Below are 21,865 nucleotides of genomic sequence, written 5' to 3' on the forward strand. Positions count from 1 at the left end.
TAACGGACTCCAGGTGGATTCTGTGCTCCAACCGGCCCGCCGAGCACACCATTGACGGGTGATGTCAAGAGACGAACGCCAGAGCAGGCCGTCCAGGCGGGCGTTCCTGACCGGCGCGGCGGTCGGCGGCGCGGGCCTGGCGGTGGGGGCCGCGGGCGCGACGGCACTGGCGAGCACCGTGCAGCAGGACCCCGCCCCGCAGGGACCGCTTTCGCCGGCGCAGGGCAACGGCAGGGTGGCACAGGCCACGTTCAGGGCGGCGCACCAGCCGGGCATCCTGACCGGCCCCGCCTCGGCGTGCCTGCTGGCCGCCTTCCGCTGCCTCGGCCCCGACCGGCGAACCCTCACCGGCACCCTGCGCGCGCTGTCGGCCGAGCTCGACACGCTCATGGCCGGCCGCGCCCCCGCGCCGGCCGCCGCCGACCAGCCGCCTTCCGACAGCGCGCTCCTGCTCGGCCAGGGCCGCCAGCACGTGCTGGCCACCCTCAGCGTCGGGGCGTCGCTGTTCGACCCCAGGTACGGCCTGGCCGCGGCCAAACCCGCCGAGCTGGTTCCGATGGGCGTGCTCGCCAACGACGTCCTCGATCCCGCCCGCACCCACGGCGACCTGCTCCTGCTGTTGCAGGGCGACCACCCCGACGTCTGCGTGCACGCCCTGCGCAGAGCCGTCAGGGCGACCAGGGGCGGCCTGGCGCTGGCCTGGTCGCAGGCCGGGTTCGCCAGGCCCGACGCCAACGCGAGGGCGGGCGCCACCGGCATGCGCAACCTGCTCGGCTTCAAGGACGGCACCGGCAACCCTGACTCGGGCGACCCCGCAGTGATGGACAAGGCCGTTTGGGTCGGCGCCGGCGACGGCGAGCCCGCGTGGGCCGTGGGCGGCAGCTACGTCGCCGTCCGCCTGATCCGGCTGTTCGTCGAGAAATGGGACGGCATCTCGCTCACCCGGCAGGAACGGGTCATAGGCAGGCGCAAGATCAGCGGCGCGCCGCTGGACGGCGTCAAGGAGACCGACATCCCCCGCTACCGCGACGACCCCGACGGCAGGCTCACCCCGCTCGACGCGCACATCCGCCTGGCCAACCCGCGCACCGCCGGCCCGGAGAAGGGGATGCTGCGCAGGGGCTTCAACTATGCCCACGGCCTCGACGACCAGGGCCTCGCCTTCGTCAGCTACCAGCGCAGGCTGGCCAACTTCCTGCAGTCGCAGGCCAGGCTGAAGGGCGAGCCGATGGAGAGGTTCACCCGTCCGGAGGGCGGCGGCTTCTACTTCGCGCTGCCCGGCCTGACCGGCGACGATGACTATCTGGGGCAGCGGCTGGTCGAGAGCTGATCGAAAGCCGGTGACTCCGTTAGCTGCCCAGAGCCTTGGCTGAGCCGTTCGTCAATCATGAGCCTCATGATGGGAATGACGAGGCGAGGCTTACTCGGCGCCGCTCCCCTCGCCGCCGTGGCGGGAGCGGGCATCAGCGGGTACGAGTTCGGCGGCCAGACGTGCGCCCCCGTGACGGCGGCGGTGAACATCTTCCCCGACGACCCCCGGTACCAGGAACTCACCGTCGGCTACAACCAGCGCTGGGTCGGCTCGCCCGACTACGTCCGCCTGGTCAGCTCCACCGACCAGGTCGTGCGCGCCGTCCAGGAGGCGGTCGACAGGGGCAAGCGGCTGTCGGTGGTCTCGGGCGGCCACTGCCTGGCCCCGTTCGTGTTCAACTCCGAGGTCGACGTCGTCATCGACCTGTCGGGCCTCGGCGGCGTCTACTTCGACCCGCGCCGCCAGGCCTTCGCCGTCGAGGGCGGCGCCCGGCTGTCCGGCGTCTACGAGACGCTGTTCAAGAAGTGGGGCGTCACGCTTCCCGGCGGCATGTGTCCCACGGTCGGAATCGGCGGCCACACCACGGGCGGCGGCTACGGCTTCCTGTCCAGGCAGTTCGGCGCGGTGATCGACCATCTGGAGGCGGTCGAGATCGTCGTGGTCGACCGCTCGGGCACCGCCAGGGCGGTGGTGGCGAGCAGGAACCCCGCCGACCCGCATCACGACCTGTGGTGGGCCAGCGCGGGCGGCGGCGGAGGCAACTTCGGCATCATCACCCGCTTCTGGTTCCGCACGCAGGGGACGACGGGCACCGATCCCAGCGGGCTGCTGGTCAGGCCGCCCAAGGACGTGCTGCTCAGCGCGGTCGGCATCCCCTGGAGCGCGCTGGACGAGGCCAAGTTCACCCGGCTGGTCACCAACTGGGGCGCCTGGTACGAGCAGCACGCCGCGCCCACCTCGCCCGCCAAGGTGCTGTCGGGCGTGGCCTCGCTGGCCCACCGCTCCGCCCAGAACATCTTCCTGCTGACGCAGGTCGACGCAACCGCGCCGGGGGCGGGGGGACTGCTGAGCGGCTACCTGGGCGCGCTCACCGAGGGGTTGGGCGTGGACGCGGTGGTCGCCGCCCAGCCCGCGCAGAAGCTGCCATGGCTGCACGCCGTACGGCTGATCGCCGCCAGCATCCCCTCCTTCATCAACCCGACACTGCGCGGCTCGTCGAAGTCTGCCTACCTGCGCACCGGCTACACCCCGGCCCAGGCGGCGGCGATGTACCGGGCGCTGACCCGTACCGACTTCGCCAACCCGGCGGGCGCGGTGACGCTGGCGGGCTTCAGCGGCGGGGCCGTCAACGCCGTCCCCGCGAACAGGACCGCGCTCGTCCATCGCGGCGCCGCGTTCTGGACCCTGTTCGAGACCCAGTGGCAGGACCCGGCGGCCGACGCCGCCAACATCGGCTGGCTGCGCGACCTGTACGGGTCGGTGTGGTCGGCCACCGGCGGCTACCCGGCGCCCAACGCGCAGGCCGACGGCTGCTACATCAACAACCCCGACCCCGACATCACCGACCCCGCCTTCAACAGGTCGGGCGTCCCGTGGCAGACGCTCTACTACAAGGACAACTACCCGAGGCTCCAGCGGATCAAGGCCGCCTACGACCCGCGCGATGTCTTCAGGCACGCGCAGTCGATCGCCCTGCCCTGACGCGGCGGCGCAGCGCACGGAGTGTCGGGGCCGACTTGACCAGGTCTCCACGGCGTCCTTCCGGTGCGCGGACCCCGCTCCCTAACGTCGGTTCCACCTACGCAGTGACGGAGGATTGCGGTGATTCATCAACTCATCTTCGCGGCGCCCAAGCCCGGGATGTCAGAGGAGGACTTCCAGCGCTACTGGGTCGAGGTGCACGCCGTCAAATACGCCAGCAAGATCCCGCAGATCAGGAAGTACCTGATCGACACCACGATCCCCTTCGAGAACGAGCTGTGGAGCGGTGTCGCGGAGATCTGGCTGCGCGACGAGAAGGAGCAGCTCGAGTCGCTCCAGACGCCCGAGTTCCTGGAGGGCGCGCGCAAGGACGAGCCCACGTGGGCGGCCTTCTGGCGCACGGTCGTCCTCGACACCGACGCCCACGAGATCGTCAAGGGCGACGAGCTCGCGCCGGAGGAAGGCGTGAAGCTCATCGTGCTGGTCAAGCGCAGGGAAGGCCTGCCGCTGCGCGACTTCAGGACCCATAGCCTCGGCGAGCACGCCGACCTGATGAGCAGGGTGCCAGGGCTGCGCCGCTACCTGCAGTGCCACACCAGGGACGGCTACTACGGCATCGGCGAGGCCGTGCTCGACGCCGCCTACCTGCTGTCGTTCCCCGACCGGCGGACGCTGGACGCCGCGCTGGCCTCGGCCGAGTTCGCCAAGGCGCAGGCCGACCTGGAGTCGTTCGTCGAACCCAGGTACATCCACCGGCTCCTCACCAGGGAGCACTGGATCATCGGACCTGAGAGCCGCTGATGGCCGGCTACGACTACGTCGTCGTGGGCGCCGGCGCGGCCGGCGCCGCGCTGGCCGCCAGACTGGTCGAGCGCACGGGCGCGAGCGTCCTGTTGCTCGAGGCGGGAGGACCCGCCGACCGCGACGAGATCCGCAGAACCGACATCCCCTCCATGGCCTCGCTGTGGGGGAACCCCGAGGTCACCTGGCAGCACCTCACCGAGCCCCAGCAGGGGCTGAACGGCCGCCGTATCGCGCTGCCGCAGGGCAAGGCGCTGGGCGGCGGCACCTCGGTCAACGCCATGCTGTACGTCAGGGGCAACCGTCGCGACTTCGATCACTGGGCCCAGCTGGGCAACGAGGGCTGGGCCTACGACGACGTGCTGCCGTTCTTCAGGCGGGCCGAGGACTACGAGGAGGGCGCCGACCGGCACAGGGGGGCGGGAGGGCCACTCCAGGTCGTCCGCTTCGCCAGGCCGTCGCCCGTCTCGCGGGCGTTCGTCACCGGCGCGGCCGAGCTCGGCTTCCCCGGTGGCGACGACTGGGACTACAACGGCGCCGAGCAGGAGGGCGCGTTCTTCTACCAGTCGACGAGGACGAAGGACAACGAGCGGGTCAGCACCGCGGCCGCCTACCTCCAACCGCTGCTGGGCCACCCCCGCTTCACCGTCGTGACCGGCGCGCAGGCCACCCGCGTGCTGCTGGACGGCACGACGGCCACGGGAGTGGAGTACGTGCGGGACGGCGTGACGCACCGCGCCGAGGCCGCCGCCGAGGTGATCGTCTCGTGCGGCGCGCTGACCTCGCCCCAGCTGCTCATGCTCTCGGGGATCGGGCCGGCCGGTCATCTGCGCGAGCACGGCATCACCCCGGTCGTCGACCTGCAGGGCGTCGGCGCGAACCTGCAGGACCACCTGATCCTCGGGGTCGCCTACGCCGCCTCGGCCGATCTGCCGATGCCCGAGCTGCTGGCCGAGGCGGGCCTGTTCCCGCCCGACGACCCCGACCTGCAGCTGCTGTTCGGGCCCGTGCAGTTCGTCGAGGACGCCTACAGGATCGACGGCCCCGTCTACACCTTCGCCCCTGTCCTGGTGCAGCCGCGCAGCAGAGGCGCGGTCACCCTGCGCTCCGGCTCGCCCGGCGACCTGCCGGTCGTCGATCCCCGCTACCTCGACAACGAGGCCGACCTTCAGGCGCTGGTGCGCGGGATCGAACTGTCGAGGGAGCTGGCGCACACCACGGCGATGACCCCGTTCCGCGACAGGGAGAGCGCCCCCGGCCGCGCGGCCGACTTGCGCGCCTACGTGCGGGAGACGGCCACCACGGTCTGGCACCCCGCGGGCACCTGCCGGATGGGACGCGACCCCATGGCGGTGGTCGACCCCGCGCTGCGCGTGCACGGCGTGGACCGGCTGAGGGTCGCCGACGCCTCGATCATGCCGACCATCCCCGCAGGCAACACCGCCGCCGCCACGAACATGATCGGCGAGCGGGCGGCCGACCTGATCGTGTGAAGGAGCCGACCGTGGCAGACAGCTACACCTACATCGTCATCGGCGCGGGCGCGGCGGGCTCCGTGCTGGCCGCACGGCTCAGCGCCGACCCCGGCACGACCGTGCTCCTGCTGGAGGCGGGCGAGGCGCGGGTCACGCCCGCTGTCAGAAGCCCGCACAGGTGGAACGAGGTGCTGCTGACCGAGCTCGACTGGGCCTACATGAGCGAGCCCCAGCCCGGGCTCGGCGGCACCCAGGTCTACTCCGCCGCAGGCAGGGGCCTGGGCGGCACCTCGAACATCTACCACATGATGCACACCAGGGGCAGGCCGCAGGACTACGACAGCTGGGCCTACCACGGCTGCCCCGGCTGGTCGTTCGACGACGTCCTGCCGTACCTCCAGCGGCTTGAGGACCAGCTCGACGAGCACAACCCGCTGGCCGGCAAGGGCGGCCCGATGACGGTCGCCGACGCGGCGCAGACGGGCAACCCGATCTCGCGGACGTTCATCGACGCCTGCGCGGAGCTCGGCCACCCGCGCCTGGACGACTTCAACGCGGGGCTGTTCGGCGCGGGCTGGCACCACGTCAACATCAGGGACGGCGTGCGGTGGGGCGCCCGCGAGGCCTATCTCGACCCCGCGCTCGACCGGCCGAACCTGACCGCGCTGGCCGGAGCGCCCGCGGGAAGGCTGCTGTTCGAGGGCGACAGGTGCGTCGGCGTGGAGTACCTGCGCGATGGCCGCACGCAGGTCGCCAGGGCGGAGGCCGAGGTCGTGCTGTGCGCGGGCGCCATCCAGTCGCCCAAGCTGCTCATGCTGTCGGGGCTCGGAGCGCCTGAGCAGCTGGCCGAGTTCGGCATCGGCGTCCAGGCCGACCTGCCGGGCGTGGGAGCCAACTTCCACGACCATCCGCTGGTCATCGGCCCGATCGGCTACATGGCCAAGCCGGGCGACGACCCGCGGGGACAGGTCACGGAGGCCGCGCTGTTCTGCGGCTCACAGAACGGCGTGCCGGTGCCCGATCTGGAGATCAGCCTGGTGCACCGGGCCCCGTTCGGCGAGAAGTTCTTCGCCAACGTCATCAGGCGCGTCCAGACCGGGCAGCCGGTCGCCGACGTGAAGGAGCTGGTCGACCCGCACGTGATCCTGAGCCTGTCCGGCGTCGTCCGGCCGGTCTCCCGCGGGTGGGTACGGCTGGCGAGCTCCGACCCCTGCGCCCATCCCAGGATCAACGCCAACTACTTCGGCGACCCCGTCGACCTCGACCGCACGGTCACCGTCGTCGAGATCGCCAGGGACATCTACAGGACCAGGGCCTTCACCGACGAGTGGGGCCTCACGGAGGTCGCGCCGGGGCCCGACGTCGCCACCCGCGACCAGCTCAGGGAGTGGGTGAAGGCCAACACGGGCTCCTACTACCACTTCGCGGGCTCCTGCAGGATGGGCACCGACCAGGACGCGGTCGTCGACCCGCAGCTGCGGGTGCGGGGCGTGGAGGGGCTCAGGGTGGCCGACGCCTCGGTCATGCCGTCGCTGGTGACGGCCCATCCGCATACCACGGTTGTCATGATCGCCGAAAGGGCGGCGGACTTCCTGCTCGCCGCGAATTAACCTCCGTGTCATAGATAGAACTGGCGATGCCACCATAAAGGGCTTCTGTCAGAAAGCCTCTGATTTTTCAATAATTACTACGTAAGGGGAGAGTTCGAATATTAGGGGCGGCCACATGGCCATATACACGAATGTGAAATCGCGGGGGACCTGGCTCACACCTTTCTGCGAAGACGTCTTCTCCACCTTCCTGCGGTCCGACCAGCGCCGGTGGGGCGAGGTCTACGTACAGGGCCTGGTGTCGGTGCCGGGGCGCAAGTCGATCCGCAGGATCTCCGACCACGTGGTGGGCAGGCCGGTCGACCAGTGCCTGCAGCAGTTCGTCAACCAGAGCCCGTGGGACTGGGCCCCGGTACGGCAGCGCCTGGCGCAGCTCCTGGTCGAGGCGATCAGGCCCAAGGCGTGGGTGCTCGAGGAAGTCGTGTTCCCCAAGAACGGCGCCAACTCCGTCGGGGTGGCCCGCCAGTTCGTCCACTCGGCGGGCCGCCTGGTCAACTGCCAGGTCGGGCTGGCCCTGGTGCTGGTGGGGGAGCACGGCGGCTGCCCGGTCAACTGGCGGCTGCTGCTTCCCCGCTCGTGGGACGAGGACCCCGACAGGCGCGGCAGGACCCGGCTGCCGCACCACGAGCGCAGCAAGCCGCGCTGGCGGCACCTCCTGGAGGCCATCGACGAGATGGTGATCGACTGGGGGCTGCCGCCTGCGCCGATCGTGCTCGACGCCAGGGCGACGCCCAGGGCGGACCCGCTGCTGGCCGGGCTCGCCGAGCGGGGCCTGCCGTACCTGGTGCGCGTCACGCCCGGCACGCTGGCCTCGATCGGTCCGGGGATCGCGGCCAGGCCGCTGCTCGAACCCGTCAGGCCCAGGCTGCACGCCGTGGCGGGCCGGCCGTACGAGGGCAACAGGTGGCAGGCAGGTCCGGGCGCCAGGCCGATCTGGCTGGCCGACGGCAGGTCCAGGCTGCCCGACCTGGCCGGGCTCGTCGGCCTGCGCAACAGGGCGGCGGCCGAGCTGACCAGGGCGTCGGCCGAATCCGGGCTGCAGCACTTCGAGGGCAGGTCCTTCCCCGGCTGGCACCACCATGTGACACTCGTGTCCGTCGCGCACGGCTACCGGCTGCTGCGCGGACTCGAAGGCGACGTCCTCGACGGGAAGGGCTCGGAGGAGCTGTGCCTGCGCCCCCACGGATGACCGACCGCCTCGCCGAGATCGAGCTGTTCGCCGGGCTCTCCGGCGAACAGCTCGACTGGCTGGCCGAGGCCGGCGTGTTCAAGGAACTGGCCGACGGGGAGATGATCTTCCAGGAGGGCCAGGTGGCCGAGGCCTTCTTCGTGCTGCTCGACGGCGAGCTGGTGATCAGCAAGGACGTCGGCGGCAGGGAGGAGGTGCTGGCCAGGCATCTCGGCGGCGGGATGGAGCACCAGTTCACCGGGGAGCTGCCGCTGCTGACGGGCGGCGACTACCTCGCCTCGGCGGTCGCCGTGGGCTCGGCCCAGGTCATGGTCTACGACAAGGCCGCCTTCTTCGACATGATGGAGCGCTGCCCGCAGGTGTGCAGGGTGCTGCTGCCCGTGCTCGCCATGCGCATCAACGGCATGGAGCGGCAGGCGGGGCACAGCCACATGCTCCAGGGGCTCGGGATGCTGGCCGCCGGCCTGGCGCACGAGCTCAACAATCCCGCGGCCGCCTCCGTACGGGCGACGGGCGAGCTGAGGTCGGCGCTGCCCGACCTGGAGGGCGCCGCGATGGTCTGGGGCGAGCTGTCGGCCGAGCCGGAGCGCCGGCTGGTCGAGCAGGCGCGCTCCGCGCACGCGCGGCGCGAGCCGCAGGACGCGCTGGCCGCCGCCGACGCCGTCGACGACGTCGAGACCTGGCTCGACGAGCACGACCTGCTCGGCGGGAAGGGCGACGAGTTCGGCGTCGTCCTGGCCGAGCACGGCGTGAGCCGGGCCGTCCTCGACGAGCTGGCCGCGGGCGTGCGGCCGGAGGCGCTGGGCCCCGCCGTCGCCTACCTCGCCATGGCGTTGCAGGCGGGCGCGCTGGCCGAGGACGCGGCCGAGGCGGGCCGGCGGGTCGTCGAGCTGGTCCGGCGCACCGCCTCCTACACCAACCTGGACAGGGCGCCCGAGCGCGAGGTGGATCTGCGCGAGGGCCTCGAGGCCACGCTCGCCCTCATGGCGCCCAGGCTGCGCGGCATCAGCGTGCGTCTCGACTACGGCTGCGTGCCCTCGCTGAAGGTGTTCCCCGGCGACCTCAACCAGGTGTGGACCAACCTCATCGACAACGCCGTCGACGCCATGGCCGGCGCGGGCGAGCTGACGATCAGCACCAGGTGTGAGGGCGGCCACGCGGCGGTGGAGATCCGCGACACCGGTCAAGGCATCCCCGCCGACGTGTTGCCCCGCGTCTTCCAGCCGTTCTTCACCACCAAGGACGTCGGCAAGGGCACCGGCCTCGGCCTGCACCTCAGCATGGACATCGTCACCCGCAGGCACGGCGGCACCATGGAGGTGACCTCCGTGCCAGGCGACACCCGCTTCGTCGTCCGGCTGCCGCTCGGCTAGCTCTCGGCCCGGTAGCGGTGGATCATCGCGACCGCCATCGCGCCCTCGCCCACGCTGGAGGCCAGCCGCTTCACCGAGTTCGCCCGCGCGTCGCCCGCCGCGAACACGCCTGGCACGCTCGTCTCCAGCAGCAGCGGCGAGCGCGGCAGGTCCCACTCCGGCAGCGCCGCCGCGGGCCCGAGATCGGGCCCGGTCAGCAGGAATCCGTGCTCGTCCCTGCTGACCATGCCGTCCAGCCACTCGGTGCGCGGCCTGGCCCCGATGAAGGTGAAGACGTACTCGGCCTCCTCGGTGCTCTTCGCGCCGCTTTCCGCGTCGTGCAGCGTGATGCGCTCCAGCCGCTCGCCGCCCTCGGCCGAGACCACGGTCGTGTACGGCCTGACCGTGATGTTGGCGGTCGCCTCGATCTCGTCGACCAGGTAGGCCGACATGCCGCTGGACAGGCACCCGGCCCGCACCACCATGGTGACGTGCCTGGCGTTCCTGGCGAAGTGGAGCGCGGCCTGCCCTGCCGAGTTGGCGCCGCCCACGATCCAGACGTGCCTGCCGGCGCACGACTCGGTCTCCGAGGTCGTCGCGCCGTAGTAGATGCCCGCGCCCTCGAAGCGCTCGGCGCCGTCGGCGGCGAGACTGCGGTAGGACAGGCCCGTCGACAGCAGCACCGTGGCGGCGGTGACCTCCTTGCCGTCCGACAGGCTCAGCAGGCACGCCCTGCCCGCCCTGCGCAGCCCCACCGCCTCGACGGGGGCCAGCACGTCGACGCCGAACCTGAGCGCCTGTGTCACCGCCCTGCCCGTGAGGTCCACCCCCGAGATGCCGGAGGGGAAGCCGAGATAGTTCTCGATCCTGCTGGAGGTGCCCGCCTGACCGCCCGGCACGTACGCCTCCACCAGCAGTGTGGCCATCCCCTCGGAGGAGGCGTAGACCGCCGCGGCCAGGCCCGCCGGCCCGCCGCCGACGATCGCCACGTCGTAGTGCGGATGGCTGAGCTCGGCCGCCAGGCCGAGCGCCGTGACCAGCTCGCCGTGGCTCGGCCTGACCAGGCGCTCGCCCTCGGGCAGCACCACCACCGGCAGGTCGGCGTCCTGCGAGCCCGCCTCCTCGAACCTGAACGGCAGGCGATGCCGGGTGAGCAGGTCACGCAGCCGGTGCGTGGCCGGCGCGAACCGGTGCCCGAGGATGCGGATCCCCTGGTACGGCGGCTCGTAACCGGACTCCCAGTCGGCCAGCAGCTCGTCGAGCACGGGATACAGCCGCTCCTGCGGCGGCTCCCACGGCTTGGTCAGGTAGTGGTCGAGCCGCACCTCGTTGATCGCCGCGATGGCGACACCGGTGTCGGCGTAGGCGGTCAGCAGGACCCGTTTGGCGGAGGGGAAGCGACGGGCGGCCTCGGCCAGGAACTCGATGCCCGTCATCTCGGGCATCCGCTGGTCGGCCAGGATCAGCGCCGGCTGCTCGTCACGCTGGAGCAGCGTGTCGAGGAGCTGGATCGCCTCCAGCGGCGACCCCGACGCGAGGACTCGGAAACGCTCCCGGTAGGCGCGCGCCAGGTCGCGCCTGACCGCGCGGAGCACGTGGTCGTCGTCGTCCACGGCCAGAAGGACCGGGCGGTGCGGCTCGTGCATGTTTCGCATTCTGCACACGAATTCCGCACAACCACGGCGCCACCTGACGAAGTGCCGGATGAATTCGCTGACTTGACGGAATGGGACCCGGCGCCTTGCCGGTGAATAGCCGCGCTTGTTTGACTCCGAACGCGGACGATTCACCTAACAACGGGAGTGATCGATGTCGCGCACCATTCTCATTGTTCTCTCCGAGTTCGGATATTGGGGCGAGGAGCTGGTCGGCCCGCTGACCGCCTTCGACAAGCAGGGCTACCAGAGCGTCATCGCCACGCCCACGGGCAAGCGCGCGCACGCCCTGCCCCCAAGCCTCGACCCGGGCTACGTCGACCCGCCGCTGGGCCGCTCGGTGACCACTCCCGAAGTGGCCGTGGAAGCCAGGCGCGTCGACGAGTCGAACAGGCTCGACGACCCGCTCAGCCTCGCCGACTGGATTCCCGAGCGCCCCTACAACAGCGCCGACGGCTACCTCAGGAAGGTCGAGGCCTACTACAGGGAACTCGGCAGGGTCGCCGACGACATCGCGCGCTACGACGCGCTCGTCATCGTCGGCGGCAGCGGCCCGATCGTGGACCTGGCCAACAACGGCAGGGTGCACGACCTCGTCCTCGCCTTCGTGCGCGCGGACAAGCCGATCCTGGCCGAGTGCTACGGCATCGCCTGCCTGGCCTTCGCCCGCGACTGGGAGGACAGGGCCAGCATCCTCTGGGGCAAGCACGTCACGGGGCACTGCAAGGAGTACGACTACAAGGACGGCACCGGCTTCTTCGGCGTGGACTTCAACATGGGGCCGCCGCCGTACCCGCTGGAGTACATCCTGCGTGACGCGACGGGCCCCGACGGGCGCTACCACGGCAACGTGGGCAAGGAGACGTCGGTGATCGTGGACTACCCGTTCGTCACCGCCCGCTCGACGCCCGACTCCTACCCGGCGGGCGCGAAGCTGGTCGAGGTGCTCGAGTCCGGCCTGCGGCGTTACGGCTGGTGACCATGACCGCGCGCCCAGCGAAGAACGCGATCTTCGAGCAGTTCGCGGCCGACGGCATCTCGCTGATGTTCGGCAACCCCGGCACCGTGGAGCAGGGCTTCCTCGACGTGCTGGAGGAGACGCAGGCCATGGGCTACATCCTGGCGCTGCAGGAGGCGGCCGCCGTCGGCATCGCCGACGGCTACGCCAGGGCCGGCGCGCGGCCCGCGCTGGTCCAGCTGCACACCGGGGTCGGCCTCGGCAACGCCGTCGGCATGCTCTACCAGGCCAAGCGCGGCCACTCGCCGCTCGTGGTGATCGCGGGCGAGGCGGGCGTGCGCTACGAGTCGATGGACTCGCAGATGGCCGCCGACCTGGTGGCCATGGCCAGGCCCGTGACCAAGTACGCCACCAGGGTCACCCACCCTGGCTCGGTGCTGAGGGTGCTGCGCCGCGCGGTCAAGACGGCGATGACGCCGCCGCGCGGCCCCGTCTTCGTCTCGCTGCCGATGGACGTCCTCGACGAGCTGACCACCGAGCCGGCCGTGCCCAGCACGATCCCGAGCAAGGCCACACTGCCCGTGCCAGGGGAACTGGAGCGGGCGGTGGCCGCGCTGCGCGGCGCCCGCAGGCCGGTCGTCCTCATGGGCGACGGGGTGTCGGTCTCCGACGCCCAGGCCGAACTGGCCGCGGTCGCCGAGGCGCTCGGCGCGCCCGTGTGGGGCGTCGACTCCTCCGAGCTGAACATCGACACCACCCACCCGCTCTACAAGGGGCAGCTCGGCCACATGTTCGGCGAGCACAGCGCGGCCGCGCTCGAGGGCGCCGACGCGGTCCTCATCGTCGGGACCTACGTCTTCCCCGAGGTGTTCCCGCTGCTGGACAGCCCCTTCCCGCAGGGCTGCGCGATCGTGCACATCGACCTCGACGACTACGAGATCGCCAAGAACTTCCCCGTGGACGTCGCGCTCGTCGCCGACCCCAAAGCCACGCTCGCCGCGCTGGCCGAGCGGCTCGGCCCGGGGGAGCCGCTCGAGGAGCGGCCGGCCGAGCCGTACGGGGACACGATGATGGACCTGTTCGCCGCGGAGCTGGCCAGGCGCGCGCCGGAGGGCCTCGTCGTCTTCGACGAGGCGCTGACCTCCTCGCCCGCCCTGCTCAGGCACCTGCCGCCGCGCCTGCCGGGCAGCTACTTCCTCACCAGGGGCGGCTCGCTCGGCGTCGGCATCCCGGGGGCGATCGGGATCAAGCTGGCCAGGCCCGAGGCCGAGGTGGTCGCCTTCACGGGGGACGGCGGCAGCATGTACACCTTCCAGGCGCTGTGGACCGCCGTCAGGTACGGCGTGGCCGCCCGCTTCGTCATCTGCGACAACCGCCGCTACCAGCTGCTCGACGACAACCTGGAGCAGTACTGGCGCGAGCGCGGGGTCGCCTCGCACCCCCACCCCGAGGGTTTCGACCTGTCCCACCCCGAGATCGACTTCGTCAGGCTGGCCAAGGGTCTCGGAGTACCGGCCGTCAAGGTCGCCAAGCCGGCCCAGGTGGAGTCGGCTGTCGCCCGCATGCTCGCCGAGCAGGGCCCGTTCCTAGTCGATCTCGTGACGACCTGAGAGGTGCACCGTGAGTGAGAAGCGACTGGCAGGACGCACGGTCGCGATCCTGATGGAGAGCGACTACGTCGAGCCCGAGCTGCACTACTACCAGCGCCGCTTCACCGAGGAGGGGGCGCGGGTGGAGTTCCTCACCCGCCTGTGGGGCCAGGACTCGATCACCTTCAAGGGGCACGAGTACCAGCTGCCGTTCACCGTGACGGGGGACCTGGAGAGCGCCGACCTGAGCGCGATCGACGTGCTCATCGTGCCGTCGGGCATGGTGTCCGATCGGCTGCGCTACAGCGAGGACGTGCGTGAACTCGCGCCCGCGGTGAAGCTGCTGAGGGATGCCTTCGCCGACCCCGGCGTGGTCAAGGGCATCATCTGCCACGGGATGTGGCTCGTCTCGCCGATCCCCGAGGTCGTGAGGGACCGCAGGGTGACCTGCCACAACAACCTGGTCGGCGACGTGCGCAACATGGGCGCCACCTACACCGACCAGGACATCGTGGTCGACCGTGACCTGGTGACGGCCCGCAGCGCCGACCACTGCCACGAGTTCGCCCGCATGATCATCGACCTCGTGGCCGCGGAGAAGCCCGCCGAGCAGCCGGCGGAGACGGGCTACCGGCCCGACTTCACCTTCTCCGACCTCGTCGCCGGCTACGTCACCGACTTCGAGTCGGGCCTGATCGGCCTCAGGACCAACGACGGCAGGCGGGTCCAGGTGCGGCTCACGTCCACCACGACCGCGCAGTACCTGCGCAACCTGGCCGAGCCGTACCTCGACGCCTCCGGCCACCTGGACCAGTTGCTCACGCCGGGCAGCTACCTGTTCGCCCACGGGATCTTCTATCCCGAGCACGGCTCCTACACCGTCGAGGCCAAATCGCTGACCTTCCTCGGCAAGGCCTCGGGCGACTACACCTTCGAGCAGCCCGACTGGTGGGTGCGCCAGATCCGCGAGCTCGGCAGGTTCTACCGCAGGGCGCAGTTCGGCACCGAGGGCCCGATCGACTACGCCTCCTACCGCACCATGCTGCGGCTCGGCGGCGACAAGGTCGACCACCACGTGCAGGAGACCGACACGATCTCCCGCATGATCTACGGCATGTCCTCCGCCTACATGCTCACAGGCGACGAGGACTTCCTGGAGGTCGCCGAGCACGGCGCAGCCTACCTGCGCGAGCACATGCGCTTCGTGGACCGCGACGAGGACGTCGTCTACTGGTACCACGGCATCGACCTGCGCGACGGCGGCGAGCGCAAGCTGTTCACCTCCGAGTTCGGCGACGACTACGACGCCATCCCGATGTACGAGCAGATCTACGCCCTGGCAGGGCCCACCCAGCTCTACCGCCTGACCGGCGACCCGCGCATCGCCTCCGACGTCGAAGGCACGCTGCGGCTGTTCGCCAAGTTCTTCCACGACCCGGACAAGGGCGGCTACTACTCCCACATCGACCCGATCCTGCTCAGCCCGCACCACGAGTCGCTCGGCCCCAACAGGTCCAGGAAGAACTGGAACTCCGTCGGCGACCACGCCCCCGCCTACCTGATCAACCTGTTCCTCGCCACCGGCGACGAGCGGCACGCCGCCATGCTGGAGGAGACCTTCGACCTGATCGTCGAGCACATGCCCAGGCAGGACAGCCCCTACGTCCAGGAGCGCTTCCACGCCGACTGGTCGCCCGACACCAGCTGGCACTGGCAGCAGAACAGGGCGGTCGTCGGCCACAACCTCAAGATCGCCTGGAACCTGATGCGGATGATGTCGATCCGGCCGAAGGAGCGCTACCAGCGGCTGGCCACCGGCATCGGCCAGAAGATGCCGGGCTACGGCAGCGACCCGCAGCGCGGCGGCTGGTACGACGTGGTCGAGCGCACGCTCGAGCCAGGCCAGAGCATCCACCGTTTCACCTGGCACGACCGTAAGGCCTGGTGGCAGCAGGAGCAGGCGATCCTCGCCTACCAGATCCTGGCGGGCCTCACCGGCGAGGGCGAGTTCCTGCGCAGGGCGAGGGAGTCGGCGGCCTTCTACAACGCCTTCTTCCTCGACCACGACGAGGGCGGCGTCTACTTCAACGTGCTCGCCGACGGTCACCCGTACCTGCTGGGCACCGAGCGGTTCAAGGGCAGCCACTCGATGAGCATGTGCCACGCCGCCGAGCTGTGCTTCCTGGCCACCGTCTACCAGCGGCTGCTGCTGGACGGGGAGCCGCTCACGCTGTGGTTCAAGCCGCGGCCCGACGGGTTCACCGACAGGGTGCTGAGGGTCGCGCCGGACGCGCTGCCGCCCGGCAGGGTCAGGCTCGAGTGGGTCGAGGTCGACGGCGCGCCGTACCAGCTGTTCGACGCCGCCGCGATGACCGTGAAGCTGCCCGACACCTCGGTGCCCGTGACGGTGCGCGCGCACCTGGCGCCGGTCGAGGAGTAGAGATGGACGTTCGCAAACACCTCGTGGGCGAGGTCACCGTCATCACCATGGACGGCACGCTCGACAGCGCGACCGCGCCCAAGGTGCAGCAGGACCTCGAGGCGGTCTTCCCCGACGAGGGCCTGGTGGTGCTCGACATGAGCCGCACCACCTACATGTCCAGCGCCGGGCTGCGAGTGCTGCTGCTCATCTACCGGCGCGCGCAGGGGAGCGCGGCAAGGCTGGCGCTGACCGGGCTGCCGTCCGACGTCCGCGCGGTCATGGACGCGACGGGGTTCCTCGGCTTCTTCACCGTGGTCGAGTCCTTGGAGGAGGCGCTGGCGGTATGAGGGCGCTGGAGCCGATCGACGCCTACCCCACCCATCGGATCGCCGGCTTCCCCGTGCGCGCGGGACGGTCGCTGCCCTTCGGCGCCACCAGGGTGCCGGGCGGCGTCAACTTCTCCGTCTACTCCAACCACGCCACGTCCATCTCGCTGGTGCTCTACAAGGCGGGCGAGCCCGAGCCGATGGCCGAGCTGCCCTTTCCCGAGGCGTTCAGGATCGGCGGCGTCCACTCGATGACCGTCTTCGACCTCGACCCCGAGGACATCGAGTACGGCTACCGCGCGGACGGCCCCCACGAACCGCACAGGGGCCACCGCTTCGACACCTCCCAGGTCCTGGCCGACCCCTACGCCAGGATGAGCACCGGCATCGACCCCTACCGGCACAGGTCGCGCGTCGCCCTCGACGACTTCGACTGGGAGGGCGACCGCTCGCCGCTGCTGCCGCACGAGGACCTGGTGATCTACGAGCTGCACGTGCGCGGCTTCACGATGGACCCCTCCTCGGGCGTCTCGGCGCCCGGCACCTACGCCGGCCTGGTCGAGAAGATCCCCTACCTGCGGCGGCTCGGCGTGAACTGCGTCGAGCTGATGCCGGTCTTCGAGTTCGACGAGACCGACAACATCTTCACCGGCGTCAACTACTGGGGTTACAACCCCCTCGGCTTCTTCGCGCCCAAGGCCTCCTACGCCGCAACGGGCCGCCACCACATGCAGGTCGACGAGTTCAAGCACATGGTGAAGGAGCTGCACAAGGCGGGCATCGAGGTGCTCCTCGACGTGGTCTTCAACCACACGGGCGAGGGCGACGAGCGCGGCCCCTCCATCACGCTCAAGGGCCTGGACAACGCCACCTACTACATGCTCACCCCCGACGGGCACTACTACAACTTCAGCGGCACCGGGAACACGCTCAACTGCAACCATCCGGTGGTGCGCGGCTTCGTGCTCGACTGCCTGCGCTACTGGGCCGCGGAGTTCCACATCGACGGGTTCAGGTTCGACCTGGCGGCCATCCTCGGCAGGGGCGCCGACGGCGAGCTGCTGCACAACCCGCCGCTGCTGGAGTCCCTGGCCTACGACCCGGTGCTGCGCGACTGCAAGCTCATCGCCGAGGCGTGGGACGCGGCGGGCCTCTACCAGGTGGGCAGCTTTCCCGACTACTTCAGGTGGTCGGAGTGGAACGGCCGCTACCGCGACACCCTGCGCAGGTTTCTCAAGGGCGACCTCGGCGTCACGGGCGAGATGGCCACCAGACTGGTCGGCTCGCCCGACATGTACAGCCGCAGGGGCACCTCGGCCACCGTCAACTTCATCACCTCCCACGACGGCTTCACCCTGCGCGACCTGGTGTCCTACAACCACAAGCACAACGACGCCAACGGCGAGCACAACAGGGACGGCGACAACAACGACCTGTCGTGGAACTGCGGTGTCGAGGGCGAGACCGACGATCCCGGGGTCCTGTCCACCAGGGGCCGCCAGACCCGCAACGCCCTGCTGCTCCTGCTGGCCAGCAGGGGCGTCCCGATGCTGCTCGCCGGCGACGAGGCGGGCCGTACCCAGCTGGGCAACAACAACGCCTACTGCCACGACAGCCCACTGACGTGGTTCGACTGGGGGCTGGTCGAGGACAACGCCGACCTGTTCGCCTTCGTCAGGAGGGTCATCGCCTTCAGGCGGGCCCACCCCGTGCTCAGGAGCGGCAGCCCCGAGCAGGTCACCTGGCACGGCGTGCGGGCTTGGGCGCCCGACTGGTCCACCCACTGCAGGCTGATGGCCGCGATGTTCGACGGCGGCGGCGACGACTGCGTCTACGTCGCCGCCAACTCCTACTGGGAGGGCCACACGCTCGACCTGCCGGCGCCACCGCGCGGCATGGCCTGGCACCTGTTCGCCGACACCGCGGCGGCGTCCCCGTGGGACGCCCACGAGCCGGGGGCGGAACCGCCGCTCGCCGACCAGTCCCAAGTGGAGATCGGCCCGCGGAGCGTCCTCGTTCTGGTCACGCACGAGAGGGAAGATCAATGAGTTTCCAGGTGAAAATGAACGTCGAAGGGGACACCGCGACGATAAGGCTGTCCGGCGAGCTCGACGGGCGGTCGGCGCCCGAGCTGAACCAGCTCGTGGGCGAGGCCGTCGAGCAGCGGGTCGGCAAGCTGGTGCTCCTGCTCGACGAGCTGACCTACATGTCGTCGGCCGGGGTGCGCTGCCTGGTCTTCGCCCACCAGAAGCTGCCGCGCGGCTCGGAGATCACGCTGATCGGCACGCAGCCCGAGGTCGCCGAGACCATCAGGCTCACCGGCTTCGACCGCAGCATCGTGATGACGTGATGCTCGCCTATCGCCTCAGGATTGACGGGTCGAACACGTCGATGCCAGGGGTGGTGGCCGACTTCGTCGAGGCGCTGGCCGACGAGGCGGGCCTCACCACCCACCAGACCTACTGGCTGCGGCTGGCGGCCGACGAGATCACCACGAACATCGCCCACCACGGCTACCGCGGCTGCGGGGGAGTGGTGGACATCGCGGGTGAGATCGAGCGCGACCGGCTGCGCGTGTGGATCGAGGACGACGCGCCGCCCTTCGATCCCACGCTCTACGATCCGGCGCCCAGGCTGGCCGTACCGCCCTGCGAGCGTGAGGAGGGCGGCTACGGCCTGCTGCTGGCGCTGAAGAAGGTGGACGAGTTCAGTTACGAGTTCGTCGAGGGACGCAACCGCAACATTCTCGTCATGCGGCTGCTCGGACGGGATGGAGAAGCCGATGCCGAATGCCCTCGTGATCGCTGAGACCGCCGACGCCGCCTCGGAGGCGGTGCTCGAGCTGGACGGCGCGCTGAGAAAGGAAGGCTTCGACGTACGGCACGCCGCCCCCGACGACCTGGCCACGCACCACGCCTGGCCGCACCCTGACCTGCTGCTGGTGTCGGCCTCCGTCGGGCTGCACCGGATGGCGCTGGTCAGCCGGCGCTTCGTCGTCGAAGGCCGCACCCCCACCATCGTGGCCTTCCCCGGCGAGGACCTGGCCGCGCTCGAAGAGTGCGTGCGCGGCGGCTTCGACTACCTGACCAGGCCGTTCCTGCCCAGCCTGCTGCGCAGCAGGGTCAACTCCTGCTGGGAGCGCTGGCAGCTCAGCAGCACGGTCGAGGAGATGGCGGCGCTGGCCAGCCTGCGCGAGTACGAGCGTGAGCTGAGCATCGCCCGCGAGATCCAGGCGGGGTTCCTGCCCGAGTCGATGCCCGCGATGGACGGATGGGAGATCGCGGCCAGCTTCCGCCCCGCCAGGCAGGTGGCGGGCGACTTCTACGACATCTTCACCCTCGTCAACGGGCGCAGGGTGGCCTTCGTCGTGGCCGACGTCTGCGACAAGGGCGTCGGGGCGGCGCTGTTCATGGCGCTGATCAGGACCCTGCTGCGGCACACCGCCGAGCACACCGGCCTGGCCCACGGCGTCAGCGACGACCTGGCCGTGGCGGTGAACGGCGCGTCGAACGACGGCACGCTGCCGCTGCTGTCGCTCGGCGCGGGACCGCTCATCCAGGCCGTCGTGGGGACCAACCAGTACATGGCTCGTAACCACCTGAAACAGGGTTACTTCGCCACGATGTTCTTCGGCGTGCTGAACCCGCGCTCCGGCGACCTGCTGTACATCAACGGCGGGCACAACCCGCCCATCGTGCTGCACGCCGACGGCCGCCGCACCATGCTGCCGCCGACGGGACCCGCGGTGGGCATGCTCGCCGACAGCTCCTACACGCTCGGCCACGTCCACCTCGCCCCGGGCGACTCGCTGTTCGCCTACACCGACGGGGTGGTCGAGGCGCGCGACCTCGATCACCGGCTGTTCGGCACCGACAGGCTGATCGAGACGCTCGGCGGGCCGGGCCCGGCGGCGGGGCTGCTCGACACCGTCGACCACGCCGTGCGCCGCTTCGTCGGGACCGCGGAGCAGTCGGATGACATCACCACCCTCGCGCTCCGCAGGGTCCCGCTCTGACTCGGGGCCGGCTCAGGCAGCGGGTGACTCAGCCGCGGTCGCCGTCGTCACCATCGAGACGGCGACCGCGACGTCCCATCCCGACCTCGCCTCCCCGCCGTGGAACCCGGTGGCCAGCAGCGTCGCCTCCGCGCTCCTGCCGGCCAGCAGCAGCGCGTCGATCAGGCAGGCCGTCAGGTGCGGCGTCAGCCACGGCGGACCGGCTCCCATGCCACCCGCCAGCAGCGCCAGCGCCCTGCGCAGGTGGAAGACCGCTTCCTGCGGCCTGACGCGCAGCGTCACCATCGCCTGCGCCGCGTGCGCGAACAGGGCGCTCTCCCTGTCGCCCCTCTCGATCCTGGCGGCGCCGTCCGTGCCGCCGCCGGTCAGCGCCATGACCCACGCCCGGTAGGCGTCGTACATGGGCCGCGAGGGCGAGCCGGCCCGCCGCAGGAAGTCCGCCGCGGCCGCGGGGCTGCCCAGCCCGCAGGCCAGGTTGATCGCCCTGGCCAGCGCCAGGTGCGGGGTGTTCTCCACCACCCCCGCGGGCAGCGAGTCCAGGAACCTCATGCTGTCGTACGGCCTGCCGCGCAGCAGCAGCAGGTGCGCGAGCGGCACCGCGACCAGGTGGCCCATCCCACACCACGCGGCCGCCTTGCACAGCTCGTAGGCCCGGTCGAAGCACAGCGCCGACCACGCCTGCCAGGTCGCCTCCACCAGGTGCAGGGGCGGCCCGACCGTGCCGGGCCTGGCGCGCCACTCGGTGACCGCCTGCATCTCCCACCCGCCGTGGGCGCGGCTGAGCCGGGCGCCGAGCCCGCGCCCGACGAGCAGCTCGCGCAGCAGCGCGGCGTTTCCCCTCGTCGCCGCGTGCAGCGCGTCGGCCGTGGCCTGCTTGACGTGCCCGCCCGCGAGCGAGGACAGCAGGGCCGCCACCTCCCCGACCGTGAACGGCGGCAGCGCCAGGCTGCGCGTGCCCGGCTCGAAGCGCAGGCAGTCGGTGGGGTCGGGGCGCCTGGCCTGCTCCCCCGACAGGGCGGTGACCAGGACGGTGCCGATCTTCCTGCGGCCGAGCTCGCGCAGCGCCAGCAGGCTGTCGTGCCCGCTCAGGTGCGCGTCGTCGACGACCAGGAGCAGTGGTTTGACGGGGTCGCTGGGAACGCGGCCCGCGATGCCGTCCGCCGTGACGGTGGCGTCCAGGCGGACCACGTCGTAGCCCGCCGCCTCCGGTGAGCGCAACGCCTGTTCGACCAGCGAACTGCGCCCGCTGCCTCGTTCCCCCGTGATGACGATCGACCCAGGTCTGGCCGCGCGCAGCGCCGCCCTGATCGAGGTGAGCTGCTGACTTCGGCCCACGAAATGCCACTCCATGCCGTCCCCCTGTCAAATGATCGCTATGGAAATGCTTGGGGGAGGCACGGCAACGGGTCAATGTCAATGTGACGAAATGGATTGTCGTATCGGTCTACGGACCGATGACA

17 protein-coding genes are annotated in these 21,865 nt (G+C 70.7%); 15 read left to right on the forward strand and 2 right to left on the reverse strand.

Annotated elements, in window-relative coordinates; all coding sequences use genetic code 11:
- Positions 1-61 precede the first annotated feature (61 nt).
- The 7 genes from AB0B45_RS42820 (at position 62) to AB0B45_RS42850 (ending at position 9,461) form a co-directional block, all read left to right on the forward strand.
- Positions 62-1,330, forward strand: coding sequence for a Dyp-type peroxidase (locus AB0B45_RS42820; RefSeq protein WP_358143334.1), 1,269 nt, complete (start codon positions 62-64; stop codon positions 1,328-1,330).
- Positions 1,331-1,396: 66 nt separating this feature from the next.
- Positions 1,397-3,013 carry an FAD-binding protein gene (locus AB0B45_RS42825; RefSeq protein WP_358143336.1) on the forward strand — a complete coding sequence of 539 codons (1,617 nt, stop codon included), beginning with the start codon at positions 1,397-1,399 and terminating at the stop codon, positions 3,011-3,013.
- A gap of 120 nt (positions 3,014-3,133) precedes the next feature.
- Positions 3,134-3,814, forward strand: a complete 681-nt coding sequence (locus AB0B45_RS42830) for an EthD domain-containing protein (RefSeq protein ID WP_358143338.1) — start codon at positions 3,134-3,136, stop codon at positions 3,812-3,814.
- The gene (locus AB0B45_RS42835) at positions 3,814-5,307 is read left to right on the forward strand and encodes a GMC family oxidoreductase N-terminal domain-containing protein (protein ID WP_358143340.1); all 1,494 of its coding nucleotides are present in this window, start codon (positions 3,814-3,816) and stop codon (positions 5,305-5,307) included. Before AB0B45_RS42830 ends, AB0B45_RS42835 begins: the two co-directional genes overlap by 1 nt.
- A gap of 11 nt (positions 5,308-5,318) precedes the next feature.
- On the forward strand, positions 5,319-6,899 hold the full coding sequence (locus AB0B45_RS42840) for a GMC family oxidoreductase N-terminal domain-containing protein (protein ID WP_358143342.1): 1,581 nt from the start codon (positions 5,319-5,321) through the stop codon (positions 6,897-6,899).
- A 133-nt stretch (positions 6,900-7,032) separates the two neighbouring features.
- Positions 7,033-8,088 carry a transposase gene (locus AB0B45_RS42845; protein ID WP_358143344.1) on the forward strand — a complete coding sequence of 352 codons (1,056 nt, stop codon included), beginning with the start codon at positions 7,033-7,035 and terminating at the stop codon, positions 8,086-8,088.
- Positions 8,085-9,461 (forward strand): ATP-binding protein, encoded by a 1,377-nt coding sequence (locus AB0B45_RS42850; RefSeq protein ID WP_358143346.1) that lies wholly within the window; start codon positions 8,085-8,087, stop codon positions 9,459-9,461. The genes AB0B45_RS42845 and AB0B45_RS42850 overlap by 4 nt, the downstream gene beginning before the upstream one ends.
- Here the strand turns inward: AB0B45_RS42850 and AB0B45_RS42855 are convergent.
- A complete protein-coding gene (locus tag AB0B45_RS42855; protein WP_358143348.1) occupies positions 9,458-11,086 on the reverse strand; it encodes an FAD-dependent oxidoreductase in 1,629 nt (542 codons plus the stop codon). The genes AB0B45_RS42850 and AB0B45_RS42855 overlap by 4 nt on opposite strands.
- A gap of 163 nt (positions 11,087-11,249) precedes the next feature.
- Between AB0B45_RS42855 and AB0B45_RS42860 the strand changes: the two genes are divergently transcribed.
- The 8 genes from AB0B45_RS42860 to AB0B45_RS42895 are packed head-to-tail and all read left to right on the forward strand — an operon-like array spanning position 11,250 to position 20,405.
- Positions 11,250-12,074: a type 1 glutamine amidotransferase domain-containing protein gene (locus AB0B45_RS42860; RefSeq protein WP_358143350.1), complete on the forward strand. Its 825-nt coding sequence runs from the start codon at positions 11,250-11,252 to the stop codon at positions 12,072-12,074.
- Between the two features lie 2 nt (positions 12,075-12,076).
- Positions 12,077-13,663 carry a thiamine pyrophosphate-binding protein gene (locus AB0B45_RS42865; protein ID WP_358143352.1) on the forward strand — a complete coding sequence of 529 codons (1,587 nt, stop codon included), beginning with the start codon at positions 12,077-12,079 and terminating at the stop codon, positions 13,661-13,663.
- A 10-nt stretch (positions 13,664-13,673) separates the two neighbouring features.
- Positions 13,674-16,082: an AGE family epimerase/isomerase gene (locus AB0B45_RS42870; protein WP_358143354.1), complete on the forward strand. Its 2,409-nt coding sequence runs from the start codon at positions 13,674-13,676 to the stop codon at positions 16,080-16,082.
- A gap of 2 nt (positions 16,083-16,084) precedes the next feature.
- Positions 16,085-16,411: an STAS domain-containing protein gene (locus AB0B45_RS42875; RefSeq protein ID WP_358143356.1), complete on the forward strand. Its 327-nt coding sequence runs from the start codon at positions 16,085-16,087 to the stop codon at positions 16,409-16,411.
- On the forward strand, positions 16,408-18,438 hold the full coding sequence (locus tag AB0B45_RS42880) for an alpha-amylase family glycosyl hydrolase (RefSeq protein WP_358143358.1): 2,031 nt from the start codon (positions 16,408-16,410) through the stop codon (positions 18,436-18,438). Before AB0B45_RS42875 ends, AB0B45_RS42880 begins: the two co-directional genes overlap by 4 nt.
- Positions 18,435-18,740 (forward strand): anti-sigma factor antagonist, encoded by a 306-nt coding sequence (locus tag AB0B45_RS42885; protein WP_358143360.1) that lies wholly within the window; start codon positions 18,435-18,437, stop codon positions 18,738-18,740. The genes AB0B45_RS42880 and AB0B45_RS42885 overlap by 4 nt, the downstream gene beginning before the upstream one ends.
- A complete protein-coding gene (locus tag AB0B45_RS42890; RefSeq protein ID WP_358143463.1) occupies positions 18,740-19,198 on the forward strand; it encodes an ATP-binding protein in 459 nt (152 codons plus the stop codon). The genes AB0B45_RS42885 and AB0B45_RS42890 overlap by 1 nt, the downstream gene beginning before the upstream one ends.
- Positions 19,173-20,405 carry a SpoIIE family protein phosphatase gene (locus AB0B45_RS42895; RefSeq protein WP_358143362.1) on the forward strand — a complete coding sequence of 411 codons (1,233 nt, stop codon included), beginning with the start codon at positions 19,173-19,175 and terminating at the stop codon, positions 20,403-20,405. Before AB0B45_RS42890 ends, AB0B45_RS42895 begins: the two co-directional genes overlap by 26 nt.
- Positions 20,406-20,417: 12 nt before the next feature.
- Here AB0B45_RS42895 and AB0B45_RS42900 read toward each other — a convergent pair whose 3' ends face one another.
- Positions 20,418-21,755: an AAA family ATPase gene (locus AB0B45_RS42900; protein WP_358143364.1), complete on the reverse strand. Its 1,338-nt coding sequence runs from the start codon at positions 21,753-21,755 to the stop codon at positions 20,418-20,420.
- Positions 21,756-21,865 lie beyond the last annotated feature (110 nt).

The organism is Nonomuraea sp. NPDC049152, assembly GCF_040648355.1.
Lineage (GTDB): Bacteria > Actinomycetota > Actinomycetes > Streptosporangiales > Streptosporangiaceae > Nonomuraea.

Bases quoted from the DNA above. Each gene is read 5' to 3' on its own strand.
- AB0B45_RS42820 (WP_358143334.1), top strand. From the start codon at position 62: ATGTCAAGAGACGAACGCCAGAGCAGGCCGTCCAGGCGGGCGTTCCTG.
- AB0B45_RS42825 (WP_358143336.1), top strand. From the start codon at position 1,397: ATGATGGGAATGACGAGGCGAGGCTTACTCGGCGCCGCTCCCCTCGCC.
- AB0B45_RS42835 (WP_358143340.1), top strand. From the start codon at position 3,814: ATGGCCGGCTACGACTACGTCGTCGTGGGCGCCGGCGCGGCCGGCGCC.
- AB0B45_RS42850 (WP_358143346.1), top strand. From the start codon at position 8,085: ATGACCGACCGCCTCGCCGAGATCGAGCTGTTCGCCGGGCTCTCCGGC.
- AB0B45_RS42855 (WP_358143348.1), bottom strand. From the start codon at position 11,086: ATGCACGAGCCGCACCGCCCGGTCCTTCTGGCCGTGGACGACGACGAC.
- AB0B45_RS42860 (WP_358143350.1), top strand. From the start codon at position 11,250: ATGTCGCGCACCATTCTCATTGTTCTCTCCGAGTTCGGATATTGGGGC.
- AB0B45_RS42865 (WP_358143352.1), top strand. From the start codon at position 12,077: ATGACCGCGCGCCCAGCGAAGAACGCGATCTTCGAGCAGTTCGCGGCC.
- AB0B45_RS42875 (WP_358143356.1), top strand. From the start codon at position 16,085: ATGGACGTTCGCAAACACCTCGTGGGCGAGGTCACCGTCATCACCATG.
- AB0B45_RS42880 (WP_358143358.1), top strand. From the start codon at position 16,408: ATGAGGGCGCTGGAGCCGATCGACGCCTACCCCACCCATCGGATCGCC.
- AB0B45_RS42885 (WP_358143360.1), top strand. From the start codon at position 18,435: ATGAGTTTCCAGGTGAAAATGAACGTCGAAGGGGACACCGCGACGATA.
- AB0B45_RS42890 (WP_358143463.1), top strand. From the start codon at position 18,740: ATGCTCGCCTATCGCCTCAGGATTGACGGGTCGAACACGTCGATGCCA.
- AB0B45_RS42895 (WP_358143362.1), top strand. From the start codon at position 19,173: ATGCCGAATGCCCTCGTGATCGCTGAGACCGCCGACGCCGCCTCGGAG.
- AB0B45_RS42900 (WP_358143364.1), bottom strand. From the start codon at position 21,755: ATGGAGTGGCATTTCGTGGGCCGAAGTCAGCAGCTCACCTCGATCAGG.